Below are 24,224 nucleotides of genomic sequence, written 5' to 3' on the forward strand. Positions count from 1 at the left end.
CGCTTTTCCTTTCCGCCGCTCCCCCGCGTGGGTGTCGCGGCAACTGCGGGCCTCAGCCGGAGGACACGAAACCCCAGAACCGCGCCGCCAGAAATGTGCCAGCCGGCACGACGAGGATCGACAGCGCGAGGGCCACAGGTTCCGGGATCGCCCCGGCGGTCTTGAGGGTGGCCAGCACGCCGTTGTTCACGGCGAACCCCGCACAGGCGATCACGCCGTACCGCCGCGCCGCCCGCGCGAATCCCCCTGACAGGCCGAAAGTGAAGTGGAAATGCCCGACCAGCCCTGCGACGAAAGCCACGGCGAATCCCACGGCGTTGCTTGCGAAAGCACCCGCGCCCAAGCCCAGCGCAGCCATCGCCACACCAAGATGCACAAGCGTCGCCGCCCCGCCGATCAAGGCGAACCGGAGCGCCCTGGACAATTCAGTCCGCGTCGGCGAGGTCGGTGACGTTCCGGCCATTCCTGTACACTCCCTGTGCAAGATAAAGAGGGCGGCGTTTGGTTTCGAGAAACAGCCGCGAAAGATATTCACCGATCACGCCCAGCGACATGAGTTGAACCCCTCCGAGGAACAGAACCGCGACCATGATCGACGCATAGCCCGGTACATCGCGCCCGAAGATCAGCGTACGCACGACGATCACCGTCGCATAGAGAACCGACATCACCGCGACGAGGCTGCCGATGTATGTCCAGATCCGCAAAGGCAGGGTCGAAAAGCTGACAATACCGTCGAGCGCGAAATTCCACAGCCGCCAGTAGTTGAAACTCGTCTCGCCCGCCGCGCGTTCGGGCCGTACATATCCCACGCCCACCGACGGGAACCCGACCCAGGCAAACAGCCCCTTCATGAAACGGCTGCGTTCGGGCAACAGCTTGATCGCGTCCACCACTACGCGGTCCATCAACCGGAAGTCCCCCGCATCGGGCGGCACTTCGGTCTGCGAAAGCCGGTTGAAAAACCGGTAGAACAACCCGGCGGTTGTCCGTTTGGCCAGAGTATCGCTGGCACGGTCCGACCGCAGACCGTACACCACGTCATACCCGTCGCGCCAGCGGTCTAGAAAGGCCGGGATCACTTCGGGTGGGTCCTGAAGATCGGCGTCCATCGGTACCACGACATCGCCCGTCGCATGTTCAAGCCCGGCGGTCATGGCGATTTCCTTGCCAAAGTTCCGGCTGAGGTTCACGACCACGACACGCGCATCGCGGAGGCTGAGATCGAGCAGGATTTGAAGCGTCTCATCGGGCGAGCCGTCGTTGACAAACACCATCTCGATCCGGTGGCCGGACAGATGCGCGTCTATGGCGTCCACGAACAGCGCGATCGTCTCGGCCTCTTGGTAGCAGGGCACCACGAGTGAAATCAGCGGATCGGCCACGCGGGTCCGGGTCGGCGTTTGAGGTGCCGCTGGCAGCGCCGGTTCGGTCACGGTATCAACCTGTTGCATCTTTGCGCACCCATCTGGCGTAGTACCGACCGCCCCTGTTGCCGGGCGGTGCGGCTGATCGGATAAACCCGGCCGCTGTCAACGCGTCCTGAATCGGAAGGTAAAGCGCCGCCTTGTCGCTGCCCATCGCACCACGCTCGATCGTGTAGACCAGCAGCACCAAGGACCGCGATTGCGCACGCGCGGCGATCTGCGGGGCCGCACTGCGCCAGCTTTCGGGGTCCGGGTCCAGAAGGTAGGCAGGCGTCGACCGGGGAAGCGCATGGGCGGCAGCCAGCAGCGTGCCCCGTCCGGTTCCGGTGTCGATGATCACCAGGCTGTCTTGCGGACCCGCCGCCTCGATCTGCTGGCGCATCGTGGGAAAGTAATTGCCACCGCGGGTGCCGATCGCCTCCCACCCGAAATTCAGGGCAGCGCATTGCGCGGCAATCAGGATCGCCGCCGGAGTCACTTTCAGCCAGGGCCGTCCGCCGCCCCCTGCCCGTCTAAGCGCCGCGCCGGCCCAGAGCGCACCATGGGCGGCAAGAAAGGCGAGAAACGGCGCAAAGAACACAAAGTATCGAAACGTCATGAACCAGCGGTCCATCACAATCGAAGCGGCAAGAAACAACGCGATCCCTGTCGCCGGCACCCACAGCGCCAGTCGCGAAAATGCGCCAAACGCGCTGGGGTCGCGCCACGTCCACAAACACTTCGCGGCCCCTCCGATCATCGCCAGAAGGACAAGATCGCGCCCCCGCGCCTGAAGCCATTCCGGCGCATCAGGCCAGGCCAATGAGAAAACCTGCGCGGGGACGAAATTCGACGCCCCCCGAAACCAGTCAACGATTCCGGAGAATCCGGTCATCTGTCCGGGCCTTGTTGTCATCTGCTCCAACAGCACCGGCACCCAGGGCGCGAACAGCACCGCGCACACCGCAGGCCCGATCAGCGCGAGTGCCCGCCGGTCGCCGATTGCGCGCAAGGTTCGCCAACCGAGGATCGGAACGACGACGAACAGTGCGAAGTAATGGGTGTAGAGAAGTGCGGCGCAGGCAAGACCCACCCCCGCCTCCAGCCACACCCGTTCTCGGTTGGTGCGGGGCGTATCGCAAAGTGCCGCCAGCGACCAGGCCGCGGTCGCGCACAGAAGGGCCAGCGCATAGCCGCGCGCGTCCTGGGCGCTCGACACCATCGCGAAGGACAGCGCGAACACCGCCGCATACACGCTCCGGTGCGCGGTGCCCGTGCGCCCCAACGCCCGCCAGTACAGCCAGACCGACAGCGCCACCAGCGCGATAGAAACGGCCCGCGCCGCCATAAGGCCGCCTCCGAACACAAGCCCCGCAAAGTGCAGCAGCACGAAATAAAGCGGCGGGTGAACATCCGTTTCGGCATAGCGCTGGATCAGCTCTGACAGGGTGGTCGTGCCATCGAAATAGCGCCCGACATCTCCCAGCATCACGAACCCGGTGGGGCCCATGACGAACCGGTCCGCCGCAAGTGTCTGCAGCGTGATCGCCTCGTCATACCAGATGGAGCGTTGCGACGCGCCGAACACCAGCAGGAAAATCAGGGCGACGAATGGCAGGGCCGGATGAATTTTTGTGGGCATCCAATGATATCCCGAAGAAAAGGCACAAAGTAATTCGGCTACCCTAGCACTGCGTTACTCGTTCGCGCAATCGTGGCGGCTCGTTCACTTGGGTGCGATGGGTTGTTCCACAGCCGCGCGAATTTCGGCGCAGGTCTGGCGAAAGTCCGAATCGGGTCGCGCAAGCAAGGCCCGCCGCTGTGCCGCGATCTGTCGGGCGTCGAGCCGTGATAGTAATGCGCACAGTTCATCGGCCGAGGGTGCCGCGATGGCCCAGCCCAGCCCGTCCGCCACACGCCGGCCGGTTTCGGTCCCTAGAACCGCGACGGATGGGCAGCCGTAGTAGCCTGCCTCATAGATCCGGTTGGGCAACAGCCAGGTGGAATTGGTGCCCCACTGCCAAAGATCCTGGCTCCATACCAGATCACAATCGGCATAGATGCGGGCGAGTCCCTGCGGATAGGAATAGGGGCCATGGTAGCTGAGGTTCGCGTGCGCCGCGAGTGTCGCATCGAAATCCGGCAGAGCGTGGCGGTGTACGATCCCGTGCATGCGTACTTCGACCGCATCGCCCAACCGGCGGGCGGTTTCGGCGAGAATGGCAAGGCTGCGCGCGCAGCGCAGTGCACCGACCCAGCCCAGCACCACGCGCGCGCCCGCCGCGCGGGGTTTGGCCTCGGCGGGTGCGGGGCGGCTGACCGCGCCCGGTCCCAGCCAAAGCTTGTTCTCCAGCACCGTGACCGGCCCCGACCAGCCCTGTAAAGGCGCAAAATACTCGCGTACGAAAGCGGGCGATGATACGACAAGCGCGGACGTGCGCGCCAGCAGACGCCGCTCGAATGCGCGCGCCATGCGCCCCTTCGCGCCCGGATCGGTCATCATCCCGTGGATGTCGAGGCATTCATACACAAGCGGGGGCGCGGGACGCAGCATGGCGCGGGCCGCCGCCGCAATGGCAAGCATGTCGAGGTTGCGCGCAACGATGACATCGAAGCCCGCAAGCTGTTTGCGGTACCGTGGCAAGGCCGCGATGGCACCCGCAACGGCACGCAAACGCTGTCCCATGGCCGCGTGTTGGGTTGTCCCGAGATGAATGTTGTCCCAGAACACCTCCGGTCCGCCGTCCGCCTCCTGCCCTTCCCGCCGCATGGTTGCCGCGCGCACGTCGAGCCCACAGTCCGTAAACGCGCGAATCCGGCGGATGTGCGACGGCTCCGATGAATCGTATCCGAAGAACAGCAGACGGGTGCGCCGGGTCGGAGCATTCTCATCGGCATGGGGCTGGACAACGGGTTGGGTCAGTGAACTCTCCTTATGAGGCGCGCGCGGTGATGCGGCATCGTGCATTTCTTGCGCCCTCTAGCGGTCGCATCCATCTGGATACCCGGTCAACCGTCTTGTTGATGGGGCTGGTCCCGTTCAGTCACCGGTGCCATGGGCGTGCTGGTCATTCGTGCTTGCCCTCGCGACAGGGTCAGGGCCAACTGCGCGAGAGCACCGATGTCTGCAAGACGCCGCGCCGCAACAGCGTCGCGCAGCCGCCAACGCAGCCCCCGGCGCAAGGCACGCGCGATGGCAGCACCCGCAGGGCCGGACAGGGCAAGACCGCTCAGAGCATCACGCGTCTTGCGCGTCGTCGCCTGACCGATGCCGTGCTTGCCCACCATTGCGCGCCGACAGATCGCGGCCTCCGCTGCGCTCAGCGGTGTGTCCGGTGCCACCGCCGCGGCATCGCTGAAATCCGTGCAGGCGGCTGCCCAATCGGTGCGACGCGCGTAGACACAGGCCCGCTGCAACAGAGCAGCGCGGCGAACGGCCTGCGGCGCGCCGTCGAACATTGCCGCGTAGCGCGCCGCGCCGACAGTCTCGCGGAACGGCGCAAAAACGGCGCGGTCCGCCGCCGCCCAGATTTCATCCGAGCGGTCCGCAGCATGGCGCGCCGCCGCCGGGCCGCGCAAGCCGTCGTGCTTGCGTTGCAGGAACACCGTTTCTTCCGTCATCACCACCGGGGTATGAAGCGCCAGTCTGACGATCATATCGTAGTCGATGGACCGCGGCAGGTCTTCGCGAAATGCGCCGACCGCGTCATAGGCCGAGCGCCGCACCAGTGTCGCATTCTGGAACAGGAAGATATCCTCGAGCAGATGTCGCAGCACCGATCCCTGTGACAGGTCCGGCCAGTACCCCGGCCCCTGTTCGATCCGTGTACCGCTTTGCGGATCGCTTCGAAACCGGCGATAGCTGGCCCCCGCCACGCCCGCCTCGGGGTGCGCCCCGAGCAACGCGCCCAGCGTTTCGGCGGCATGTGGCAAGGCAATGTCATCGTCGTCGCAGATCCAGATCAGGCTGCCGGTCGCCTCGGCCATGGCCGCATTCAGCGCCCGCGATTTGCCGCCGTTTGCGGATTTGAAATACCGCACGGGACCAGCGGCGGCGCGCGCCACCGTTTCGGTGGCATCGCTTGACCCGTCGTCCCAGACAATGATCTCGTCCACCGGGCGCGTTTGACCGGCAATCGCGGCGAGTGCTTCGGCCAGATACACCGCCCGGTTGTATGTCGGTACGATCGCGGTGATGGTTTGAGACATTATGTGCATTTATCCTTCGACGGATGGTGTCAGAATGTGCTAATTATGACCTTAATTCAATAACCGGGAAGAAAACGGCATTTCAGCCTTTCTGCCCCGGCAAAAAATTTATTTCTGGAATTTGCCATGTTTGGACATCCCAACCCGGCGCTCTTATTCCGCGTCTTTCCATGCGTCGCCCTGTGTATGGCGCTTTCATCGCCTGCGGTCGCGCAGACCGATGAAAGCGGAACAAGTGATAGCGGCGTGCAGCCCGACCTGGCTACGACCAGTGGGTATGACTTTGGTCCGATGGACCAGATCAGGCTGCGTGTGGTCATATGGGACAATACCGCCCTCGCCTTCCAAGATCTCGACGTCATCAGCGGCACGTATGTCGTTGGTACGGACGGGCGGGTTATGCTGCCGATCATCGGCGGTGTGGCGGCTGTGGGTAAAGGGGCCGATGCTTTGGCCGATGATATCGCACTGGCTCTCAGAGAGCGGCTAGGCTCGCGCGAGCTTCCGAGTGTGGCGATCGAGATGGCCGCATTTGGTCCCGTGTTCGTCCTGGGGGATGTTGCGCGTCCCGGCGAATACGCGTTCCGGCCCGGAATGCGCGCTATGCATCTTCTGGCGCTCGCGGGCGGATATTACCGGCTGTCCGATGCGGAGGGTGGCCGGTTGGAGCTTGATACCCTGCGCGTCGCGGGCAGCCTGCGCGAGGTCGAATACGATCTTGCCACGTTGCGCATTCGCAAGGCACGGCTGGAAGCGGAAGCTACTGGCGGCGAATCCTTCGACCTGCCCGGTGGCGTGACGCATCCCGACGGGCCCGACGCCCTGCGGGCAATCCTGTCGCGTGAACGCGAGATTTTCGACACCCAGCGCGAATCGCACGCGCTTGAAGTTGAATCACTTGAATCATCGCGCGCGCTGCTCGAACGCGAGTTGACCGTTCTGAGGCAAAAGCTGTCGGGCATCGGCAATCAGGTCGCTATTATGACCGAGGCGGTCGGCAACCTCGAAACGCTGATGGGGCGCGGATTGACCCGGTCGCCCACCCTGCTCAATTCGCAACGTGCGCTGTTCGAACTCGAAGCACGCCAGCTTGACGCCGAAAACCAGATCTTTCGCGCCAGCCAGTCGTTGCAGGAGGTGGAGCGCACACTGACCGAAACGATCCAGCGCAAGATCCGCGAAAACCTGACGCAACTGCAATCCATCAATGCAGAGATAGACCAGATGATGTCGCGCCGCGAGACACAGCGCGGTGTGTTCGCCATCACTCAACAGGCCAGCACACTGATTGGCAATACAGGCACGGACGCCCCCGTGCCCGTCTTTCGGATCGCGCGCGACGAGGCCGGTGTTTTCGTAAGCGAAACGGTCACGCCCGACGCGATGCTGCGACCGCTCGACACACTGGAAATCAGTTTGACCAAGAACGAGGCTTCCCCATCGAATTAGAACTCCGGCACCGGTCCCATCGGCTCCGGCGTGGGCCATGCGATGAAACGCGAAGGCGCGCCACCTTCGGCGGCCAGCTGCGGGACGCGCTGTGATGTCTGATCACGATACCTTCTGGACACCGGACGAATTATCGACCCGCCCGGAGGTGTCCGTCATCGTGCCTTTGCACAACGAAGAGGAAAGTGTGCGCCCGCTCTACGAGGCGATCGTTTCTGCACTGGGTCCTGTCGGGCTCGACTTTGAAATCCTGTTGGTAGATGACGGAAGCCGTGATGACACCCGCGCGCGCGCCGCGGCGATTGCCGGTGACGACGCCCGTGTCATCGTGGTGGAGTTCCAGCGGAACTTCGGCCAGACCGCCGCGATGCGGGCCGGAATCGAGTACGCACGCGGTCGGTATCTGATAACGATGGACGGCGACCTGCAGAACGATCCGGCGGATATTCCGATGATGCTGGACAAGTTGCACGAGGGGTACGATCTGGTTGTGGGCTGGCGGATCAACCGCAAGGACAAGGCTCTGTCGCGCAAATTGCCGTCGAAAGTCGCCAACTGGCTGATCGGAAAGGTGACGGGTCTGCCGATCCGCGACAATGGCTGCTCGCTCAAGGTGTACCGGGCAGAGGTGATCAAGGCAGTGCCGCTTTATTCGGACATGCACAGGTTTATCCCCGCAATGACGATCCCGCTGGGGGCGCGCATCGCGCAAGTGGGGGTGCGCCACCATGCCCGTCAGTTCGGGGAATCGAACTATGGGCTTTCGCGGATCTTTAAGGTTTTGCTGGATCTGCTGTCGGTCAAGGCGCTTTTGTACTTCGGGCGGCGTCCGCTTTCGGCCTTTACGGTGTCGGCCGTTTTTATCGCGGCCCTTGCGCTGATGTCGGCCCTCTTCATCGGTGCGACGGGCGGCGGATCGCAGGTGGTGCGTATGACGCTGACCGGTCTGTTCGGTGTGACGTCGGTGTTCCTTTTCCTGTGTGGGATCGTCGTGATGCTGGCCTTCCGCACCGCAGTCGATATCGACCGCTCGGACAGGAGCCGGAGATGAAACGCAATACGGAGGCTTCCATGCCATGAATCGTTCGATCAACAAGGATTTACCGCATACGCCCGCGCTCGAGACGGCCCTGGACCTTTCGGTTGTCTTCGCGGTGGATGGTGCCCCCGATCTGCCGGCCACTGTCGGCTCCTATCGCGCGGCGCTGGATGCGCTTGGCGTCTCCTACGAGGTGTTCTGCGTGATTGATGACCACGATGCCGACCTGCGCCGGTCCCTTGATCATCTGGCGCGCGACTGGGATGAACTGGTCATCCTGGGCCAGCGCACCTGGATCGACGAAGACGCCGCCTTGCTCAAGGCGGTCAACCGCAGCCGCGGCGATTATGTGCTGACCCTTGCGGGCTGGCCCGAAATCGACCCCGACGGTCTGGCGCGGCTGATGGACGCGGTACATGATGCCGACATGGCGGTAGCTGCCCGCGAAGGGCGGCGGGCGTCCTTGCGCAACCGCGTGCTGCAATGGATTTTTGGTCGTTTCTTCGGCAGCTCCGTCTCCGATATTTTCTGCCGCACACGTATCGCGCGCCGGATCGTGCTGGAAGAGGTGAGCGGCTTTGGCGTGCGCCAACATTTCCTGCCGGCCATCGCAAGCGAACTGGGCTATTCAGTGGCCGAAGTCACCCTTCCCCAAGCCGATGACAGGACACCGGGTGCTGCGACGTTCGTATTCAAGCCATTCGCGCACATGCGCGCGCTATTCGACGCCTTGATGCTGTATGTGGTCTTGAAGTTCCTGCGCCGTCCGCTGCGGTTCTTTGGTGCGATCGGATTGCCCATCCTGCTCGCCGGACTGGTCATAACAACGGTCTATCTCATGGCGCGAATCTTCGGCGCGGTAGCACTTGCCGACCGGCCCGGGCTGATCTTTGCTGTCTTGATGATCGTGTTGGGCATCCAGGTGATCGCGCTGGGTCTGGTGGGAGAAATTATCGTGTTCGCCAGCAACCGGAAACTTAACCAGTATTCGGTCAAGGCTTTGATCCGCCACAGACCGTCGGACAGGTGATCCGCCCGCACCCGTGCCTCTTTTTCATCCATGTTTCGGACTGGATTAACCCCGCAGCGCGCCGTACCGCTTGAGGCATTGCGATCCGACTGTTACGCTGTTGGAACAGATAAGCCAAATTGGGCTGCCCTTGTTTCAATCCATAGGGTTAATTGACCATTTTTAGTACAAGTCATTTTCGCGTTTCTCGATTTTGTCCCTATAGTGGGCAAACGGACATTGTGAAAACATGGGTATTGGATGAACAACGCAGCGAACGAAGGACTTCGACGGACGGCCCCGGGTCGCAATTCCGAATTTCGCGGCACGCAGCAAGACGTATTCTTTACTCTCAATCTCGGCGATATCGCACGTATCTTGTGGCGCAACGTCTGGCTGATCGCGCTGTGTGCAGGGCTGGGCGGCGCGGTTGCCGTCTATCAGGTGTTGCGTGTCACGCCTGTCTATGTGGCCACCGCGCAGATCCTGCTGGGGCAGGAAAACCGGGCGGACGATGCCTTGGGCTCGTTGTTCCAGCGTACGGACCGTGACAGCGGCGAAATTTACGGCGAGATCTCGATCATGACTTCCGGGCGCTTCCTGTCGCGGGTGTCTGAGACATTGTCGCTGAAGGATCTGCCCGAATTCAACCCCGCCCTGCTGCCGACCCCCGAAGGCCCCGGACTGCTCGAATCGGCGGCAACAGGTCTGAAATCGACGATCAAGTTCATCCTCGGCGCACAGGACACCGCCCCGCAAGAGACCAGAGCACAGGCGGGCGATGCCGAACCGGGCGCCGCCGCCACCGGCGCGGAAAAGGTGCGCTCCGCCGCTGCGGCGGAACATGCCGTTCGCGGCGATCAGGCGGTCTATGTCGACACCCTGTCAAGACGGTTGAGCGTGCGCCAGCAGGGCAGCTCCTCGGTGCTTGACATCCGCTTCATGTCACCCGACCCGATGGTTGCGGCAGCCGTCGCGAACACCGTCGCCGATCAATACATAACCTTCCAGCTCGAAGACAAACTGGCATCGATCAAACGTCTGACCGACGGGTTGGACGAACGCATCTCGGATATGCGCAGCCGCCTCGAGGCCTCGGAACGCCGGGTCATCGCCTTTCGCAGCCAAAGCCTTGACGGGGACAGCGGCGGCACCGACTGGATGGACCAGCAACTGGGGGAATTGTCGAGCCGGCTGGTGAACGCGACCGCCCAACGCTCGGAGCTGGAGGCCGAACGCGGCCAGATCGTGGCGCTGATCGCGCAGCAGGGAGCAGCCGCGGCGGCCGGCGTTCTGGAATCCGATATGATCCGTCGCCTGCAACGGGAACGGGCAGAACAGGAGCTGCTCAAGGTACGCCTGCAAGACCGGTTCGGCAGCACCGGTGGCCGGCTTCAGGAAGTGGCCGATCAGATTACCGCAACCGATCAGGCACTCGAAAACGAAGTGCTTCGAATTCTGGCAGAGAAAGAGAACAAGGTCGCCGTTGCCGTCGCGCGCGAGGCGTCGGTACGCCGCCAGTTCAAGGATCTCAAACAATCCTATCTGGATTGGGAGCGCGAGCAGATTGCCCTGTCCGAACTCGAACGCGAACGCGACGCAAACCGGCTGGTCTATGAAACCTTTCTGACGACCTATAGCCAGAGCACCGAAACAGTCGCATTGCAGGCCGCCGATGCGCGGGTCATCAACTATGCCGAACCCCCGCGCAGCCCCGCCGCCCCGCGCAAGAAAGTCAGCGTTGCACTGGGTCTGATCGCGGGGCTGTGCGCCGGTCTGGGCCTCGCCTTCCTGCGCGCCTACCTCGACACGTCGGTCGACGGCACCGCCAAGCTGCGCCGCCTTCTCGGTGGGGTCCCGGTCTTTGCCTCCATCCCGGTTGCGCGCGGATTTATAAGGCGTATCGACCCTCTAAAGGCGATCGGCCAACCGCGCAACGCGGCGCTGACGGAATCGATGCGCACCCTGCGCAACATGCTGATCATGGGGCGCACCACCAAGGGGCTGAAAATTGCGGTAATGTCGGCGCTGCCGAACGAGGGCAAGACCACGACCAGCCTGCTTCTTGCGCATGCCGCTGCAAAAACGGGCAAGAGCGTGGTCGTGGTCGAAACCGATCTTCGGCGCAGCTCCATCGCTTCGCTTCTGAAGGTGCCGCCCCGCCCGAGCCTGAACTCACTGACCTCGACGCCGACCGACGCACCGCTGCGCGATATCCTGCACAAAGACGACTTGACCGGTGCTTATATTCTGCCCGCTGAACAAGGGGCCGACGATCCGGGCAGCTTGCTGCTGTCGGATCGCATGTCCGCCCTGATCGAACGGCTTGAGGCAGAGTTCGACATCATCGTTTTCGACACCTCTCCGATCCTGTCGGTGTCAGACGCCCTTCCGATCCTGCGCCAATCCGACGAGATCGTACTTGCCGTGCGCTGGAAGAAAAGCTCTGCTGATTCGCTTGCAGACTGTATGCGGCAACTGCGCGTTGCCGACATCACCCCCACATGCACCGTGTTGACCATGGTCGGACGACGCGAGGCGGGCGCGTACTGGGCCGGTGATTACGCCGTCTACTAGGTGGATGTACCGTAATGAACGCCCTCGCGCAGGGACAGACAGCCGGCGCAGACGCCCACATGCAACAGACCGCGCAGGATCCAGCGGTTGCGCCCCGCGCGCGCGGGCGCCCGCATCACCGCCATCGCAGTGCAAAAGCCCGCTTTGCCGAACGCGGAAAATCCCAGTTTGATCCGCTGCCCGGTGGTCGTGGCCGATGCGGCATAACTTTGACCCATGCGATACCGGCGGCGGGCCAGCCAACGGAGACTCAGGCGTGCTTGCGGCACATTTTCCCACGCGCGCGCCGCATCGCAGATTTCAAAACGCGCCCCTGCACGGCGCAACCGAAAGAAAAACTCGGTATCCTCACCGCCGGACCGCCCACGCGTCAGATCGAAGCGTTCCGCGTGCCACGGCATATCCTCTCCCCACCGCAAAAGCACATTGCCGCTGATGCCAGTCTCGACCCGCCCGTTCCGGCGCACCGGATAGCTGGAGTGGTAATCACCTGCACGGATCCAATCGGGCGCGGACCCGTCATAGGCTGCGATGACAGGCCCGAAAACCGCATCGGCGCGGGTCCTGCGGGCCATCGCAAGAAGCTGTGACAGCCAATCCACCGCGACCCATTCATCATCGTCGAGAAAGGCGACGAACTGTGCGTCGGCGGCATCCAGACAGGCATTGCGCGCAATCGAAATATTACGCGCCGGGGCGTGGACATACCGGACCGGCCAGGGAAGGTCAGCAGCGGCGTTCTGCACCACCGCTCTTGCGCTCGGGGTATCGTCGTTGTCGGCAATCACGACACGCAGGGTAATGCCCGCGGGCCCTTGCATCGCGGCCAACGATTCTAACGTGCGCACCACATCGGGACGGCGAAAGGTACAGATCAGGATATCAACCCGGCATGCGGTCATCGCGCAGGCGTTCCGGCAATGACCTGCCACATGAATCCGGCTCCCCAGAAATTGTGCATGGCACCAAGCGCCACCCCGGCCCAAAGGCCACACGGTGTTCGTAGTCGCGCCACGGCCACGCATGACACGGCGACAAGAACCGAAGCATAGAGCGCGGGAAACACCAGAAACCAAGGCCAGACCGGCGCAAGCGCCAGCGCGATTCCCAGTCCCGCAAAGTTCAGCGCGGGAACGATCTGTCGCAATCGCGGCCGCATCCGGTGCTTGCGGACGGTTCGCGCGCGCCCGCGCCCATAATTCCAGTATTGCCGGGCGAGACCGGCAAGTGTCGGACGCATCCGGTAATCAAGCCGGATATCGGCATCCAGCCTGATCCGCCCGCCCGCCTGCGTCAACCGGCGGTCGAACTCCGCATCCTCGTTGTGGCTGAAGCTTTCGTCATAGCCACCGATGCGCCGGAACCACGCAATCCTGAATCCGGCGTGATGTCCGTGGTCCACCCAACCGCTGCGCGACCCGCCCCGGTGGGCCGACCCGCCCGAGCCCAGCGGTGTATCCGCAACCCAGGCCGCAGCGCGCTGAAAGCAACCTTGCCCCGTCGCGTCCATCGGCGTCACGATGGATGCCGCGTCAGGCCAGGCAGACAGTGCCTGCGTCACACGGGCGACAAAACGCGGTGGATAGGTCGCATGGGCGTCGCAGCGCACAAGAAACCGGGTATCTTCGTCTGCGCATTCACGGATGACGGCGTTGATCGCAGCCGATTGCAGTCGCCCGGGATTGTGGATGAGACTGAGCGCGGGGTGGTCCGCGACCATGGCGCGGACAATAGCGCAAGTATCATCCGTGCTGCCACCATCCGCCACGACCACCCGCGCCCCGCAGAGCCAGGGATCGGCAAACAGCGACGTCAGGCAATCGCTGATATGTGCGGCTTCGTTGAGGACCGGAATCGCCACCAGCACGTTCCTGGCGGCAACGCGCGGCGCCGCCGACCCTGTCTTGCAGGCGGCGGTCGCGACAGGACGATCAGTCCGGTCGGCGCAGGCATCAATGTCACGGGTCTGCATAACGTCGCCAGCCTGCCGCATCGGTGCGGACCGGGCAAATAAAATCAACCGTTCGACGTCTGAAGACCGCGCCGACCCCATACGAGAACCGGCGCGATCGGGGAGCGTCGGCTTAGAACAGAAGCGCGTCAGCCTCGACAAGATCACCAACCGTCATCCCATCCGTCCCGCGGAGAAGCGCGATTTCCGTAAAGCTGTCACCGCCGCCATTCGCATCTACCCACAGCCGTGTGGAAGAGCCGCTGGCCGTAAGACGTACATATGCGTTGGGCGTATTCCCGGCTCCGTCGGGCAGGATGTCAGACAGATCGAACTTGTCGCCACCCGTCAGAGAGAAGTCCCTGATATCGTCGCGTCCTGCGCCGACATCCTCCGCCAGGAACACAAATGTGTCGTCACCGCTGCCGCCGTACAGGGTGTCCCCACCCATGCCACCGACCAGCTGGTCGTCACCGCCTAGCCCCCTGATCACGTCATTGCCGGCCCGACCGAAGATCTGGTCGTCACCCTGTGTACCGAACAGCGATTCCTTAACGTCGGTGCCGGTGATGGCACTTGTCTCCTGTTGCGGTGGAAGATCCTCGGCCGGTCCACTGCCCACCGCGGTCTCGTCCTCTTCAGGCCCGGAATTGCCGGTATCGCCGCCCGCAGGGGTTTCGCCACCGACCAGCCGCAGCGTACCCGCCGCCACCGAAATCTGTCCCGGTGCCATGTCGCGCAGTTCGGCCACATCCACCAGACCATCGTCAGGCGTGTTTACCGAAACGGTTGCGCCGAGGAAACTGTCGGTTACCGATACGGCTTTCGCCGCAGCAGCCGCGTCCCAGCCGTAGGCGGCGGAGAGCGCAGTGAGGTCTATCACGTCCCCCTCGCCCGGTGTGAAGTCCTCGACCCGGTCGCGGTATGCTCCGAGGTCATCCGGCCCCCATGCAAAGGTATCCGCCCCCGCGCCACCGCCAAGATTGTCCTGACCTGCGCCGCCATCAAGCGTGTCATCGCCTGCCTCGCCACGCAGCCGGTCACGCCCCGCGCCACCATGGATCAAATCGGCGCCGGGAGTTCCCGTAATCCAGTCGTCACCCGAGGTGTCGGACGCACCGTTTTCGGGCGTCGGTCGGGCTACGACATCGTCGTCGTCAGCGGCGTCTTTGTCACCATCTCCGTCACCGTCGGGCGTGTTGTCCTCGCCAGCAGCCTCATTACCATCGTCACCATCGCCCTTGTCGCCATCGGCAGCAGGTTCGCTTTCGCCATCCGTCCCGTCCTCGGCCCCCATGTTCCCGTGATCGTCGGGGTCGTTGGGCTCGGCCACATCGCCATCCCCGGCTTCGTCGCCGTCGCTCGCTGGCGCTTCATGACCGTGGTCCATGGTGACTGTGCCGGTTCCAAAGCCGATGTCGTAGTCGGGATTGCCGATTTCCGGTGGTACGAAATCGGTCAGTTCGTACTGCCTCAGAAAGCTCTGGTCGAATTCGCGCAGCTCGATCTCGATCACGACGGGATGGTGCTCGGCCGTCAGGCGGTCTGTGATCCAGTTGACCACCGGAGAATACCATGTGCCGTCCGTCCGCTGCACCGCGCCGTGCAAGCCAAGAAATTCATCCATGGTAAATTCTGAATGGTATGTCTTGTTGCCCCCGTCGAGTTTGGCACTGAGACCGGAAACCTGCTTGTGATTCGGCGTCTCGAAATACTCGTTGAATATTCGCGTGCCGATACTGTCGCGGATGGTGCCGGAGATACGCAGGCCCAGGTCATCCGGCGTGACGGTCAGGTCTGCCCCGGCATCGGGGGTGAAAGTCACGTGGTCTACCGGCGTGATTCCGGTACTGTCGACAACCTCCGGCCTGAGGTACTCGCTACCGAGACCGCTCTTCTGGCTTGCGGAGATAAGGCCGTTCACATTGTTAGTTGTCACGTCGATCATCATGCCTTCGTGGGCGAGGCCCTGAACGCCGTAGACCGCATTATAGTTCGCCACCTCGACATTGTTGAGAATGCCCGACGATGTCTTCACACCGGTCATGAAGGCAGTCTTGGCGTTGTCGTTTCCGATCAGCAGGGAATCTTTTATGAGATAGTTCGATGAATAGTTCATCATGTCGAACGCGGTGCCCGCCATGTTCCAGACCGTATAGTCCTCGATGACGCTTTGCAGGTCGCTGTCCTCGGAAAAGGCGCGGTGGAAGATTCGCATCCCGGTTTCTGCCGCCAGCACCGTATTGCCGGTAAAGCTCGTCAGCGCCGGTTCCTGGTGGTCAAGCGCGACATCGAAGGGGGACGGATCGAACTGCACCTCGTTGCGCTCGAACATCTTGCGATGCATTCCGTCGCCGGAACTGGTTGGAAATTCAAAGATTTCACGCCCGACGTAGTTCCAGCCAACCTTTACGTTCGCCGCGATATTGTCATGTTGCGCGATGACGCGCGAATTGTTCTCGTAGCCAAGCCCGTCCTGCTGTGCCTTGCCACGGGCGTCGAACCCGACGACTTTTGTCACGAGGTTGTTGTCCCAGACGCCTTGCTCGTTGCCGGTTTCGGATACGATCCCGGCACCGACGAGGTCATAGACGACGTTGTTGCTGACGATCGCGTTGCTCTCGTGCTGGGTGATACCCCATCCCTTGCCACCGTTGACGGAGTTGCCGACGATCTCGGAGACGGGATTGCCCGCACCTGGCCCGGTCTGGTGCAGGTGAACCGAATAGCGCCCCAAAGGGTTGCTGTCGTCGTTTTCGCGGGTGAAATCCGTCCGACCCAGATCGCGGAACTCGGCGAAGGCGACGAGGTTCGCGGGATCATCCGGACCATCGGATTCGCCGTGATGCAGCATGACGTGGCCCCGGGTGCCGTCCGCATTTTCGGATGCAAACACAACATTGCGTGACAGGTTGGCGACATAGGTATCAAGGTCTGCGTAATCGTCCGGCGGCATGTGGTCATGCGAAAGAGGGCGATCAAAAGTGATCGTGTCGCCGTTGATTGCGGTGATCACGCGCTCCTCGTCCTGGGTTTCGAGAATTTTCTCTTCCCAACTGTTCAGCCCCTCGTAGCTGGTGCCGACGAAAAGCAGCGTGTCACCAACGGTCCAGTTGACGGTGTCGCCCGACACCTCGACAGCTGTCGCCCCGGCGCTGACACCGTCCATCGTGACAAAGCTGTTCTTGCTGGCACCGTGAATGTCGACTTCACCGAAAGCGACCAGTCCGTGCCCAAGCTGGCCAGGGTCGGCGACCGTGTCCAACGGGGTATCGCGGAAAACGATTTCGGCGTCGACGTCTGCACGGACCGGATTGTCCGCCGTGCCAACCTCAAAGCGCGAACCGTGGGTCGTGACAATGGTCTCGACGACCATCTTGGTGTCTTTGTTCAGCGCCCAGGATAGTGTGCCATCGACGCGCACAATCTGCAACGGAACATCGGATCGGGCATCATAAGTGACTGACATATCTTCGGGAATATGGACGAGGGCCTCCGCGTCGGGCACGCGCCCGCCGTTCCAGGTGCCGGGATCGGTCCAGTCGCCGGACCGGATCGCGGTATGGGTCGCATCCCCCGCAGCCAGCAGGGCGTTTGCCTGCATTGCATGCATCTCGTGGGTTGCTTCATCGTGAGTGTTCATGTCCATCGTGTCGTCTCTCCTATCGGGCGACCACGCGTTCGCCCGCACGGCCACCAGCAACTGTTTGCCGCCCGGACGTACCTGGGCGGTATGCAGACCCTTGCCTGCAGACAAATCTTCTCGGGCCGCCCCGAATGGGCGGTTTCCGGTAATTCTTCAGGTATTATAAACATCTCCACAGCATGGACCGACGCCGCTCACGGGTCAGAAATACTGTCCGGCTGCTCCAAGACACGGTCGTGGAACAAGTCGGCTAGAGCCAAATCTTTAAGATCTTACTACTACTGCTTTCGAACCTCTTCTGGGTTGAGAGGCTAGCTAGCCCAGCGTCGAAAGCAAGACAACGGTCAATGGAACATTACTTAGAGTTGTGCCGGCGATGAGAGAATAGCCGCCGAACCGGACAGTTTTTAAGGCATGTTGTTGCTCATAATGAGGCACGTCGACACCCCCGCAAACCTGCCATTCTATCAACCTTGAGCAGAAACGATTGAAAGTTATCTGAAATTTTTCGATCCACCGCGAAACGGCTCATTCGCGCGAAAATTGCCGCCTCAGTGGCGGTGCAGACGGGTCGCCGCCGCTTCAGCCAGTTGGCGCAGGAAACGGTACGTCGCCCGTCGCCTGCGCCAAAGCGCCCGCGCCGCCGCGACAGGTTTTCCGTGTCGCAGCGCCGCCAGCGCGACTTCCGCGCTGGCAAGATCCAGAATACTGCGGGCCCTTTGCCGCATCATCGCGGCACTTCCAGCATCCAATACCCTTTCGTGTCGCGCGACGAAGGCCAGATCGGCATGCGCCAGCGCCTCTGCGTGGTCGGGATTCAACCGGTGCGAGATGGAAATCTGGCCGACGGAATAGACATAGCCGGGATCGGCCCGGTAACGCATCACTGCGCCTCGTGCCAACGCTTCGAGAACGAAATGGAAATCCTCGCCGTTGCGTAGCGTCTCGTCGTACCGCATCCCGTGCGTCAACAGAAAAGACCGGCGGAATACCGGTTTGAGGTATCCCAGAGAAAGTCCTTTCGCGCCGTGCATGTTGCCGGCGATATAGTCGCCGAGCGTCCAGTCACGCGCTTCCGGGTCGCCACCGAACGCGGGCACGGCGGTCCGTCGCGTGTCACGCGCCGCATCGTGCATGACAAGCCCGTCACAAACGATATCCGCCCCGGCGCGATCTCCGAATTCTGTCAGCGCGGCAAGCCGTCCGGTGCAGAACTTGTCGTCGGCATCCAGCACCGCGACCCATACGCCCTTGGCCGTGGCAAGTGCGGCATTGCGCGCCGCCGCCGGTCCACCGTTGCGCGCCAAGGTCAGCGCGCGAACCTGGGAATGTGCGTCGGCCAGATCACCCGCGACCGCACGCGTCCCATCTGTTGAACAATCGTCAACCACGATGATTTCGATAAATACCTCCGTCTGCGCAAGCGCGCTTTCGACGCTGGCCCGCAGGGTGCTCTCACTGTTCCACGCGGGGATGATGACGGTTGCCTGAATCATGCTTCAGTCCTACACTGCCGTGATACGGGCGCGCAAACTTCTATGCGCGTGACACCGGGATTTGTGACATGAAATGCGGTGCAGAACTTCTGCTGATCTGTGTCGGCGGCATCGGGATCTTCGGTGCCGATACCACGGCAGCGGCAGAAGCAGGCGCGCTGTTGTGGGATCCGGTCAGGGCCACGATAGCCGGGGATGCGGGGGCTGTCTCGCACTCGAGCTCTGATTGGTTTCGCTCCGACTTCGAAATTCGGCGTGACTGGATCGGCACCGCTTGGCGCAGCGAGGGTGCCGTTTTTGCGCAGGATCATCTTGCGCTCCGCCTCGCCCCGGTTGCGGATGCCAGCACCGACAAGGATTTCCTCGGTGCCGAAGTCCAAAGTCCCGGCTTCCACGGTTTTGGCCGCTACGAGGTCGTGATGCGTCCGGCGCGCGCGCATGGCGTGATTTCATCGTTTTTCACCTATACCGGCCCACATTTCGACGCCCCCCACGACGAGATCGACATAGAGTTTCTGGGCCGTGACACGACCCGGATGTGGGTTCTGGCCTTTTCGGACGGTCAAAAACTACCGGGAAAATTCCTTGAACTGGGATTCGATGCCGCCGATGCGCCGCATCTCTATGCCTTCGAGTGGACGGCACAGGACATCACATGGTTCGTCGACGGAACCGAAGTGTACCGCCTGCACTCCCGGACGCCGCCGGTGCCGCGCACTCCGGGCAAGATCTACATGAACATCTGGGCCGGTGGTCCGCATCAACGCAACTGGTCGGGGGTGGCTGCCGCCGACACGCAGGCGGAAGCACAGTATTATTGCGTGTCGTTCCGGCCTGCGGGCGCGCAGACGTCGCAATGTTCGGATACCTTTTCCGGTGGATGAGCCGCCGGCCGTAGCCACCATCGTCATCGCCGCCTTCAACGCGGCGCACACCATCCGTGCGGCAATCGACAGCGCGCTGGCGCAGACCGCCCCGGTGGAGATCGTGGTGGTCGACGACGCCTCACAGGACCATACAGCGGAAATTGTCGACGCCATTGCGAAAACCGTCCCCAACCTGCGCTTGCTGCGCCAGGATCACAACGCAGGTCCAGCCGCGGCACGCAACCGCGCGATCGCGCACAGCACCGCGCCCTGGGTCGCCGTGCTGGATGCCGACGATGTCATGGCACCGAACCGCATCGCGACACTGGCCGCGCAGGCAACAAGCGAAAATCTGGATTTTCTGGCCGACGACATCGAAAAGGGCGATCCGGGCAGCGATCCGGGCAGCAGAACGCGCCTGTGGTCCGATACGACCATCGGTCTGCAGAGGATAGAGGCCGCCGCCTTCATCCGCGCCAATCTTGCCAGCGGATGCGGTGAGCGGCGCGAAATGGGCTTTTTGAAGCCCTTGATGCGCCGCGCCTTTCTCGACCGGCACGGGCTGCGCTACGGTCCGCTGCGGTTGGGCGAAGACTATGATCTCTACGCGCGGGCGCTGATACTTGGCGCGCGATTTGGTTTGTGCGATCCGTGCGGATATCTTGCCGTGGTGCGCGAAGAGTCCCTGTCGGGATCGCATCCCACGTTCGTCCACGCCGACCTGATGGCCGCAGACGACCGCATGCTGGCGATGCCGGGTCTCAGCCCTCAGACGCGCCGCGCCCTCTCCGATCACCGGCTGGAGCACCACAAGAAATGGGTATGGCGACGCCTGATTGATGCCGTCCGGGAACGCCGCCCGGTCGCCGCTCTGGGGTGTTTTCACGCTCCACTTCCCGTGGCGGCGGATCTGTCGCGCAACCTTGGCGCCGAAACCCTGCGGCGGCTGGGCCACCGGCTACGGGGGACCTAAGCGATGGTGCACATTTTCGATGTCCTCATCGTCGGCGATGCGCGGTTTCAGGGCGGCACCACGGCAGCCATGGCGGCGGACGTCGCCGGGTTTTCGGCGCTGGGGCTGAACATCGGGCTCATGTTCGTGCGGTCCGCCTATCTGCACGACAGCCGCGATCCCCCCAATCCCGATGCGCTGGCACTGGCCGACTTGCCTGGCGTGACGCGACTGGCCCCCGGAACCGCCGCCCGCGCGCAGATCGCATTTCTGCATCATCCTCTGGTTTTCTTTTCCGGCATCGAGGAGCGGGCGTCCCTGACAGCAGAGCGTGCGATGCTTGTTGCTCATCACGCCCCATTCCGCGCGGACGGGTCGCTTGAATATGATCCCATGGCTGCACTGCGCCAGATCCGGACGCGCCTTGGGCTCAAGGCGCGGATCGCGCCGGTATCGGGCACAGTGCGGCGGCAATTGCAGTCCTTCGCGCCCTTAGTCCGTCTTACCAGCGAGGATTGGCCGAACATCTTCGACACCGATGCCTGGCCGGGCGGGCCCGAGATCCTGAGCGGCGCCGACATTACCATCGGACGTCACGGCAGGGTCGATGGGCTGAAATGGCCAGCCACCGGCGCGGGCATCGCGGCGACGCTACCCGCAGGCGCCGATGTACGCGTGCGTGTGTTAGGATGTCCTGCCGTCGAACTGGCGCGTCGGGGGGCGGATCTGTCGCATTGGGAAATACTGGAATTCGGGGCCGAAACACCCGTAGCCTTCCTGCATAGCCTCGATGTCTTCATCTACCATTATCATCATGATCTGGTAGAGGCCTTCGGGCGCACCGTCGCCGAGGCCGCCCTTACCGGACGCTACTGTCTTCTGGATCCCCGACTGCGCGCGACCTTCGGCGACATATTCGACTATTGCACCCCGGTCGAGGTCGACACTGCGCTCACGCGATTGCGGGCGGATCCGGTGGCAGCCCGACACCGCGCCACGCACGCGTCCGATGCCATGCGCGCGCGCTACGGTCTGGACAGCCTCGGTGCGCGGCTGGAACGACTGGCGCGCGATCCGGGTACCCTGTCACGCCATGGCGCTGATACCCCCCTGCCGCGCACCCTGCGCAAGTTCGCGGGTCTGTATCGCCGCGCGGGGCGCACTGTCTGAACGGGTGCCATAGCCAGACAAATTCGTGTATTGGCCATATCATGCCGAATGCGATCCGATGTTCCGAGGGAGCGTGTCATGCAAGGAAAAAGCCACCGCAAGCGGATCGCAACCGCCGCAAGCCTTGCCGCCGTGCGTCTGGGCCGCCGCCGGGCAGATGGTGCGCCACCCATATTCGTGATCGGGTCGGGACGGTCCGGCAATACGCTGGTGCGCCGGGTACTGATGGCTTCGGGTGCGATCTACATCCCCCCGGAAACCTATGTGTTGGGTGAAATCATCGAAATCTGGCCCCGCACGGCACTGCTGCCGTGGCGCGAGCGGGTTTGGCTGTTCTGTGCCTATTTCGAGAAGCACCCCGAGTTTTCGACGTTCGGTCTGCCCAACCTCGACCCCTTCGCCGCACAGGCCGCGGCGGCACAGGTCGCAGACCGGACCCTGCGCCGGTTGATCGACGCTTTCTATACGCACCTTGCCGACGCGCAGAACGCCCCGACCGCACGCTGGGGCGACAAGACCCCCTATAACACGCACCATCTGCCCGCGATCGGCACGCTCTACCCGGATGCAAAATACGTGTGGCTTGTCCGCGATGGCCGCGACGTGGCGCTCTCATACGTCGAAGCCGGGATTTATCCGGACCTGGCGACTGCCGCCGTCCGTTGGACCCGCGCGAACGAGGCCTGCCTGAAGTTTGCCCGGCAGGGCCTGGATGTGCGCCGCCTCGCATACGAGGATATCGTCAACGATCCCGAAGCCGCATTTGCCGATATGTTCAAATGGGCTGGCATCAGATTTTCGTGCGATATGCTGACCACACAGCCCGGATCGATGGGCGACGTCGAGCAACGCCATCACCACGCGCAGGTGCGCCGCCCGATCTCCGCTGCGTCCGTAGGCCGTTGGCGCGACAGCCTCGAAGCGGCTGATCTGTCTGGTCTGCACGACACCTTCTGGCAGATGATGCGCAGTCTTGGATACGCGCCGGACGGTCCTCAGACGTAGAAGATGTCCGACGTGGCCGAGATGTCGGACAGCGTCAGCCCTGGCAGATACGCGAGAGCGAACTGCGCGCCATCGGGATCGGTCAGGCGCAACTCAACACCGCTGTCGATGGCGTTCAGATCAAAGCCAAGCGTGGCACTGGCTTGAGTCTCCCATCCGAAATGCTGCGAGATTCCGCGCACATCCAGCATGTCACCCTCGGCCGCAGAAAAATCGAGGATCCGGTCGGTGTTACCCGCCTGTGCCGTGTCCATGTTGAACACGAATGTATCGGCTCCGCCAGCGCCCTCGATCAGGTCCGCCCCGCCGCCACCGTCGATCACATTGTCGCCGTCCGAGCCGGTGATCCGGTCCCCGGCACGCCCGCCGGTCACATCCTCCAGCCCCGAGGGCATCACCTGCCAGTCCAGACCCGATCCGCTGAACAATCCGGTCTCGGCCTCGACCAGATCGAAAAGGGCGTCGGCATAGGTGCCATAAGCTGCCTCCGAGTAATGCACATCGTCGATGGACAGATGGTCGATGCCCTCCGCCGGTGTCGACGGGACCTGGGCATGCGGATTATCGAACAACAGCAGCGTCGGATGATCGTCCTGCAGATCTTCCACCGCCGCGCGCAGGCCGGACACGTAGGTTCCGTTGCCCGCATCACCCACTACGGCAACGCCGCCCACGGTACTGTAACCCTCGTTGATGAAATGCGCATATTCCGCCGGCACATTGTTGGCAAGTTTTGGGGCGATGGTCGAGATCACCAGGTACTTCTCGCCCGCGTCCGGCTGTTGATAGAACTGCGTGACCGCCTTGCCGATATTGTCGACGATGCCGGGCAGATGCGCCGTAAAGAAGTTGCCGGAATTGAACTCGAAATCGTTGGTCCCAGCCATAAGCAACGTCACATCCGGCATGTGGTCGGCCAGATTGTCCGACAGATCCGAATCGCGTCCGCTGCCAACGATCAGCCGCAGCGGAACCGCAGGTTCGCCGCTGTGGGCGCGGTCCAGCATGGTGGCGGGGCCGTTGTCGAAGGCGCCGACATAGTCTATCCACCCCCCCGCCGAAATGATCGATTCGAGCAGATCACCGCGATAGCCATCCCGTTCCGCTGCTATTTCCGTACCGTCCACGATGCCTTGGGTGATCGAATCGCCAATCGGCAGAACCTTCGGTGCCTCGGCATAGCGGTCCGCATCCAGATCGATAAGCAGCCCTTCCGTCCGGGTCGCAAACAACGCGCCGTCGAGACCATTGATGGCAATAAACAGCCCCGGTCCGTTGATGGTGGTGGTGTTGCCCTCGGCGTCGGTCGCGGTGACACGGGTGAGCGCGGCGCCGTCGGTCAGCGTGCTGACGTCCAGCAGCGCCGTGCCGTCCGCCGCCAGCGGCGCCGAGACCGACCCGCCCGCGCCGTCCAGCACCGTCACCACCGCCGTCGCATCCGCGTCCAGC

18 protein-coding genes are annotated in these 24,224 nt (G+C 62.9%); 8 read left to right on the forward strand and 10 right to left on the reverse strand.

Going from position 1 to position 24,224, the window contains the following annotated elements; all coding sequences use genetic code 11:
• Positions 1-52: 52 nt before the first annotated feature.
• The 5 genes from Q1A06_RS19580 to Q1A06_RS19600 all read right to left on the reverse strand — a co-directional run bounded on the left by Q1A06_RS19580 (position 53) and on the right by Q1A06_RS19600 (position 5,615).
• Positions 53-463: a GtrA family protein gene (locus tag Q1A06_RS19580; RefSeq protein WP_299567657.1), complete on the reverse strand. Its 411-nt coding sequence runs from the start codon at positions 461-463 to the stop codon at positions 53-55.
• Entirely contained in the window at positions 426-1,454 is a 1,029-nt protein-coding gene (locus tag Q1A06_RS19585; RefSeq protein ID WP_299567659.1) for a glycosyltransferase family 2 protein, read from the reverse strand. The genes Q1A06_RS19580 and Q1A06_RS19585 overlap by 38 nt, the downstream gene beginning before the upstream one ends.
• Entirely contained in the window at positions 1,441-3,048 is a 1,608-nt protein-coding gene (locus tag Q1A06_RS19590) for a glycosyltransferase family 39 protein (protein WP_299567661.1), read from the reverse strand. Before Q1A06_RS19590 ends, Q1A06_RS19585 begins: the two co-directional genes overlap by 14 nt.
• 84 nt (positions 3,049-3,132) lie before the next feature.
• Complete coding sequence (locus tag Q1A06_RS19595) at positions 3,133-4,374, reverse strand: glycosyltransferase (RefSeq protein ID WP_299567663.1); 1,242 nt, start codon at positions 4,372-4,374, stop codon at positions 3,133-3,135.
• Positions 4,375-4,415: 41 nt separating this feature from the next.
• Positions 4,416-5,615 carry a glycosyltransferase family 2 protein gene (locus tag Q1A06_RS19600; protein ID WP_299567665.1) on the reverse strand — a complete coding sequence of 400 codons (1,200 nt, stop codon included), beginning with the start codon at positions 5,613-5,615 and terminating at the stop codon, positions 4,416-4,418.
• Positions 5,616-5,741: 126 nt separating this feature from the next.
• Between Q1A06_RS19600 and Q1A06_RS19605 the strand changes: the two genes are divergently transcribed.
• The 4 genes from Q1A06_RS19605 (at position 5,742) to Q1A06_RS19620 (ending at position 11,689) form a co-directional block, all read left to right on the forward strand.
• Positions 5,742-7,064: a polysaccharide biosynthesis/export family protein gene (locus Q1A06_RS19605; protein WP_299567667.1), complete on the forward strand. Its 1,323-nt coding sequence runs from the start codon at positions 5,742-5,744 to the stop codon at positions 7,062-7,064.
• 94 nt (positions 7,065-7,158) lie between these two features.
• Positions 7,159-8,115 carry a glycosyltransferase family 2 protein gene (locus Q1A06_RS19610; RefSeq protein WP_299567669.1) on the forward strand — a complete coding sequence of 319 codons (957 nt, stop codon included), beginning with the start codon at positions 7,159-7,161 and terminating at the stop codon, positions 8,113-8,115.
• Between the two features lie 25 nt (positions 8,116-8,140).
• Complete coding sequence (locus Q1A06_RS19615) at positions 8,141-9,133, forward strand: glycosyl transferase family 2 (RefSeq protein WP_299567671.1); 993 nt, start codon at positions 8,141-8,143, stop codon at positions 9,131-9,133.
• Positions 9,134-9,373: 240 nt separating this feature from the next.
• Complete coding sequence (locus Q1A06_RS19620) at positions 9,374-11,689, forward strand: polysaccharide biosynthesis tyrosine autokinase (protein ID WP_299567673.1); 2,316 nt, start codon at positions 9,374-9,376, stop codon at positions 11,687-11,689.
• Here Q1A06_RS19620 and Q1A06_RS19625 read toward each other — a convergent pair.
• From Q1A06_RS19625 to Q1A06_RS19640, 4 genes are all read right to left on the reverse strand, one after another.
• The gene (locus Q1A06_RS19625; protein WP_299567675.1) at positions 11,686-12,591 is read right to left on the reverse strand and encodes a glycosyltransferase family 2 protein; all 906 of its coding nucleotides are present in this window, start codon (positions 12,589-12,591) and stop codon (positions 11,686-11,688) included. The two genes, Q1A06_RS19620 and Q1A06_RS19625, sit on opposite strands and share 4 nt — an antisense overlap.
• Entirely contained in the window at positions 12,588-13,661 is a 1,074-nt protein-coding gene (locus tag Q1A06_RS19630) for a glycosyltransferase family 2 protein (RefSeq protein WP_299567677.1), read from the reverse strand. The genes Q1A06_RS19625 and Q1A06_RS19630 overlap by 4 nt, the downstream gene beginning before the upstream one ends.
• A 112-nt stretch (positions 13,662-13,773) precedes the next feature.
• Positions 13,774-17,397, reverse strand: a complete 3,624-nt coding sequence (locus tag Q1A06_RS19635; protein WP_299567679.1) for a G8 domain-containing protein — start codon at positions 17,395-17,397, stop codon at positions 13,774-13,776.
• Positions 17,398-17,837: 440 nt separating this feature from the next.
• On the reverse strand, positions 17,838-18,782 hold the full coding sequence (locus tag Q1A06_RS19640) for a glycosyltransferase family 2 protein (RefSeq protein ID WP_299567681.1): 945 nt from the start codon (positions 18,780-18,782) through the stop codon (positions 17,838-17,840).
• A 68-nt stretch (positions 18,783-18,850) separates the two neighbouring features.
• Here Q1A06_RS19640 and Q1A06_RS19645 point away from each other — a divergent pair, with 68 nt between their 5' ends.
• From Q1A06_RS19645 to Q1A06_RS19660, 4 genes are all read left to right on the forward strand, one after another.
• Complete coding sequence (locus Q1A06_RS19645) at positions 18,851-19,666, forward strand: family 16 glycosylhydrolase (RefSeq protein WP_299567683.1); 816 nt, start codon at positions 18,851-18,853, stop codon at positions 19,664-19,666.
• Positions 19,659-20,621, forward strand: coding sequence for a glycosyltransferase family 2 protein (locus Q1A06_RS19650; RefSeq protein WP_299567685.1), 963 nt, complete (start codon positions 19,659-19,661; stop codon positions 20,619-20,621). Before Q1A06_RS19645 ends, Q1A06_RS19650 begins: the two co-directional genes overlap by 8 nt.
• A 3-nt stretch (positions 20,622-20,624) precedes the next feature.
• Positions 20,625-21,770 carry a glycosyltransferase family 1 protein gene (locus tag Q1A06_RS19655; RefSeq protein WP_299567687.1) on the forward strand — a complete coding sequence of 382 codons (1,146 nt, stop codon included), beginning with the start codon at positions 20,625-20,627 and terminating at the stop codon, positions 21,768-21,770.
• 78 nt (positions 21,771-21,848) lie between these two features.
• Complete coding sequence (locus tag Q1A06_RS19660; RefSeq protein WP_299567689.1) at positions 21,849-22,775, forward strand: sulfotransferase; 927 nt, start codon at positions 21,849-21,851, stop codon at positions 22,773-22,775.
• Here the strand turns inward: Q1A06_RS19660 and Q1A06_RS19665 are convergent.
• On the reverse strand, positions 22,766-24,224 hold a 1,459-nt coding region (locus Q1A06_RS19665), incomplete at its 5' end, for an SGNH/GDSL hydrolase family protein (protein WP_366523550.1). The two genes, Q1A06_RS19660 and Q1A06_RS19665, sit on opposite strands and share 10 nt — an antisense overlap.

This window comes from uncultured Sulfitobacter sp., from assembly GCF_947497275.1.
Taxonomy (GTDB): domain Bacteria; phylum Pseudomonadota; class Alphaproteobacteria; order Rhodobacterales; family Rhodobacteraceae; genus Sulfitobacter.

Coding starts and splice junctions, on each gene's coding strand:
- Q1A06_RS19580 (WP_299567657.1), bottom strand. CDS start 463: ATGGCCGGAACGTCACCGACCTCGCCGACGCGGACTGAATTGTCCAGG.
- Q1A06_RS19585 (WP_299567659.1), bottom strand. CDS start 1,454: ATGCAACAGGTTGATACCGTGACCGAACCGGCGCTGCCAGCGGCACCT.
- Q1A06_RS19590 (WP_299567661.1), bottom strand. CDS start 3,048: ATGCCCACAAAAATTCATCCGGCCCTGCCATTCGTCGCCCTGATTTTC.
- Q1A06_RS19595 (WP_299567663.1), bottom strand. CDS start 4,374: ATGCACGATGCCGCATCACCGCGCGCGCCTCATAAGGAGAGTTCACTG.
- Q1A06_RS19600 (WP_299567665.1), bottom strand. CDS start 5,615: ATGTCTCAAACCATCACCGCGATCGTACCGACATACAACCGGGCGGTG.
- Q1A06_RS19605 (WP_299567667.1), top strand. CDS start 5,742: ATGTTTGGACATCCCAACCCGGCGCTCTTATTCCGCGTCTTTCCATGC.
- Q1A06_RS19610 (WP_299567669.1), top strand. CDS start 7,159: ATGTCTGATCACGATACCTTCTGGACACCGGACGAATTATCGACCCGC.
- Q1A06_RS19615 (WP_299567671.1), top strand. CDS start 8,141: ATGAATCGTTCGATCAACAAGGATTTACCGCATACGCCCGCGCTCGAG.
- Q1A06_RS19620 (WP_299567673.1), top strand. CDS start 9,374: ATGAACAACGCAGCGAACGAAGGACTTCGACGGACGGCCCCGGGTCGC.
- Q1A06_RS19625 (WP_299567675.1), bottom strand. CDS start 12,591: ATGACCGCATGCCGGGTTGATATCCTGATCTGTACCTTTCGCCGTCCC.
- Q1A06_RS19630 (WP_299567677.1), bottom strand. CDS start 13,661: ATGCAGACCCGTGACATTGATGCCTGCGCCGACCGGACTGATCGTCCT.
- Q1A06_RS19640 (WP_299567681.1), bottom strand. CDS start 18,782: ATGATTCAGGCAACCGTCATCATCCCCGCGTGGAACAGTGAGAGCACC.
- Q1A06_RS19645 (WP_299567683.1), top strand. CDS start 18,851: ATGAAATGCGGTGCAGAACTTCTGCTGATCTGTGTCGGCGGCATCGGG.
- Q1A06_RS19655 (WP_299567687.1), top strand. CDS start 20,625: ATGGTGCACATTTTCGATGTCCTCATCGTCGGCGATGCGCGGTTTCAG.
- Q1A06_RS19660 (WP_299567689.1), top strand. CDS start 21,849: ATGCAAGGAAAAAGCCACCGCAAGCGGATCGCAACCGCCGCAAGCCTT.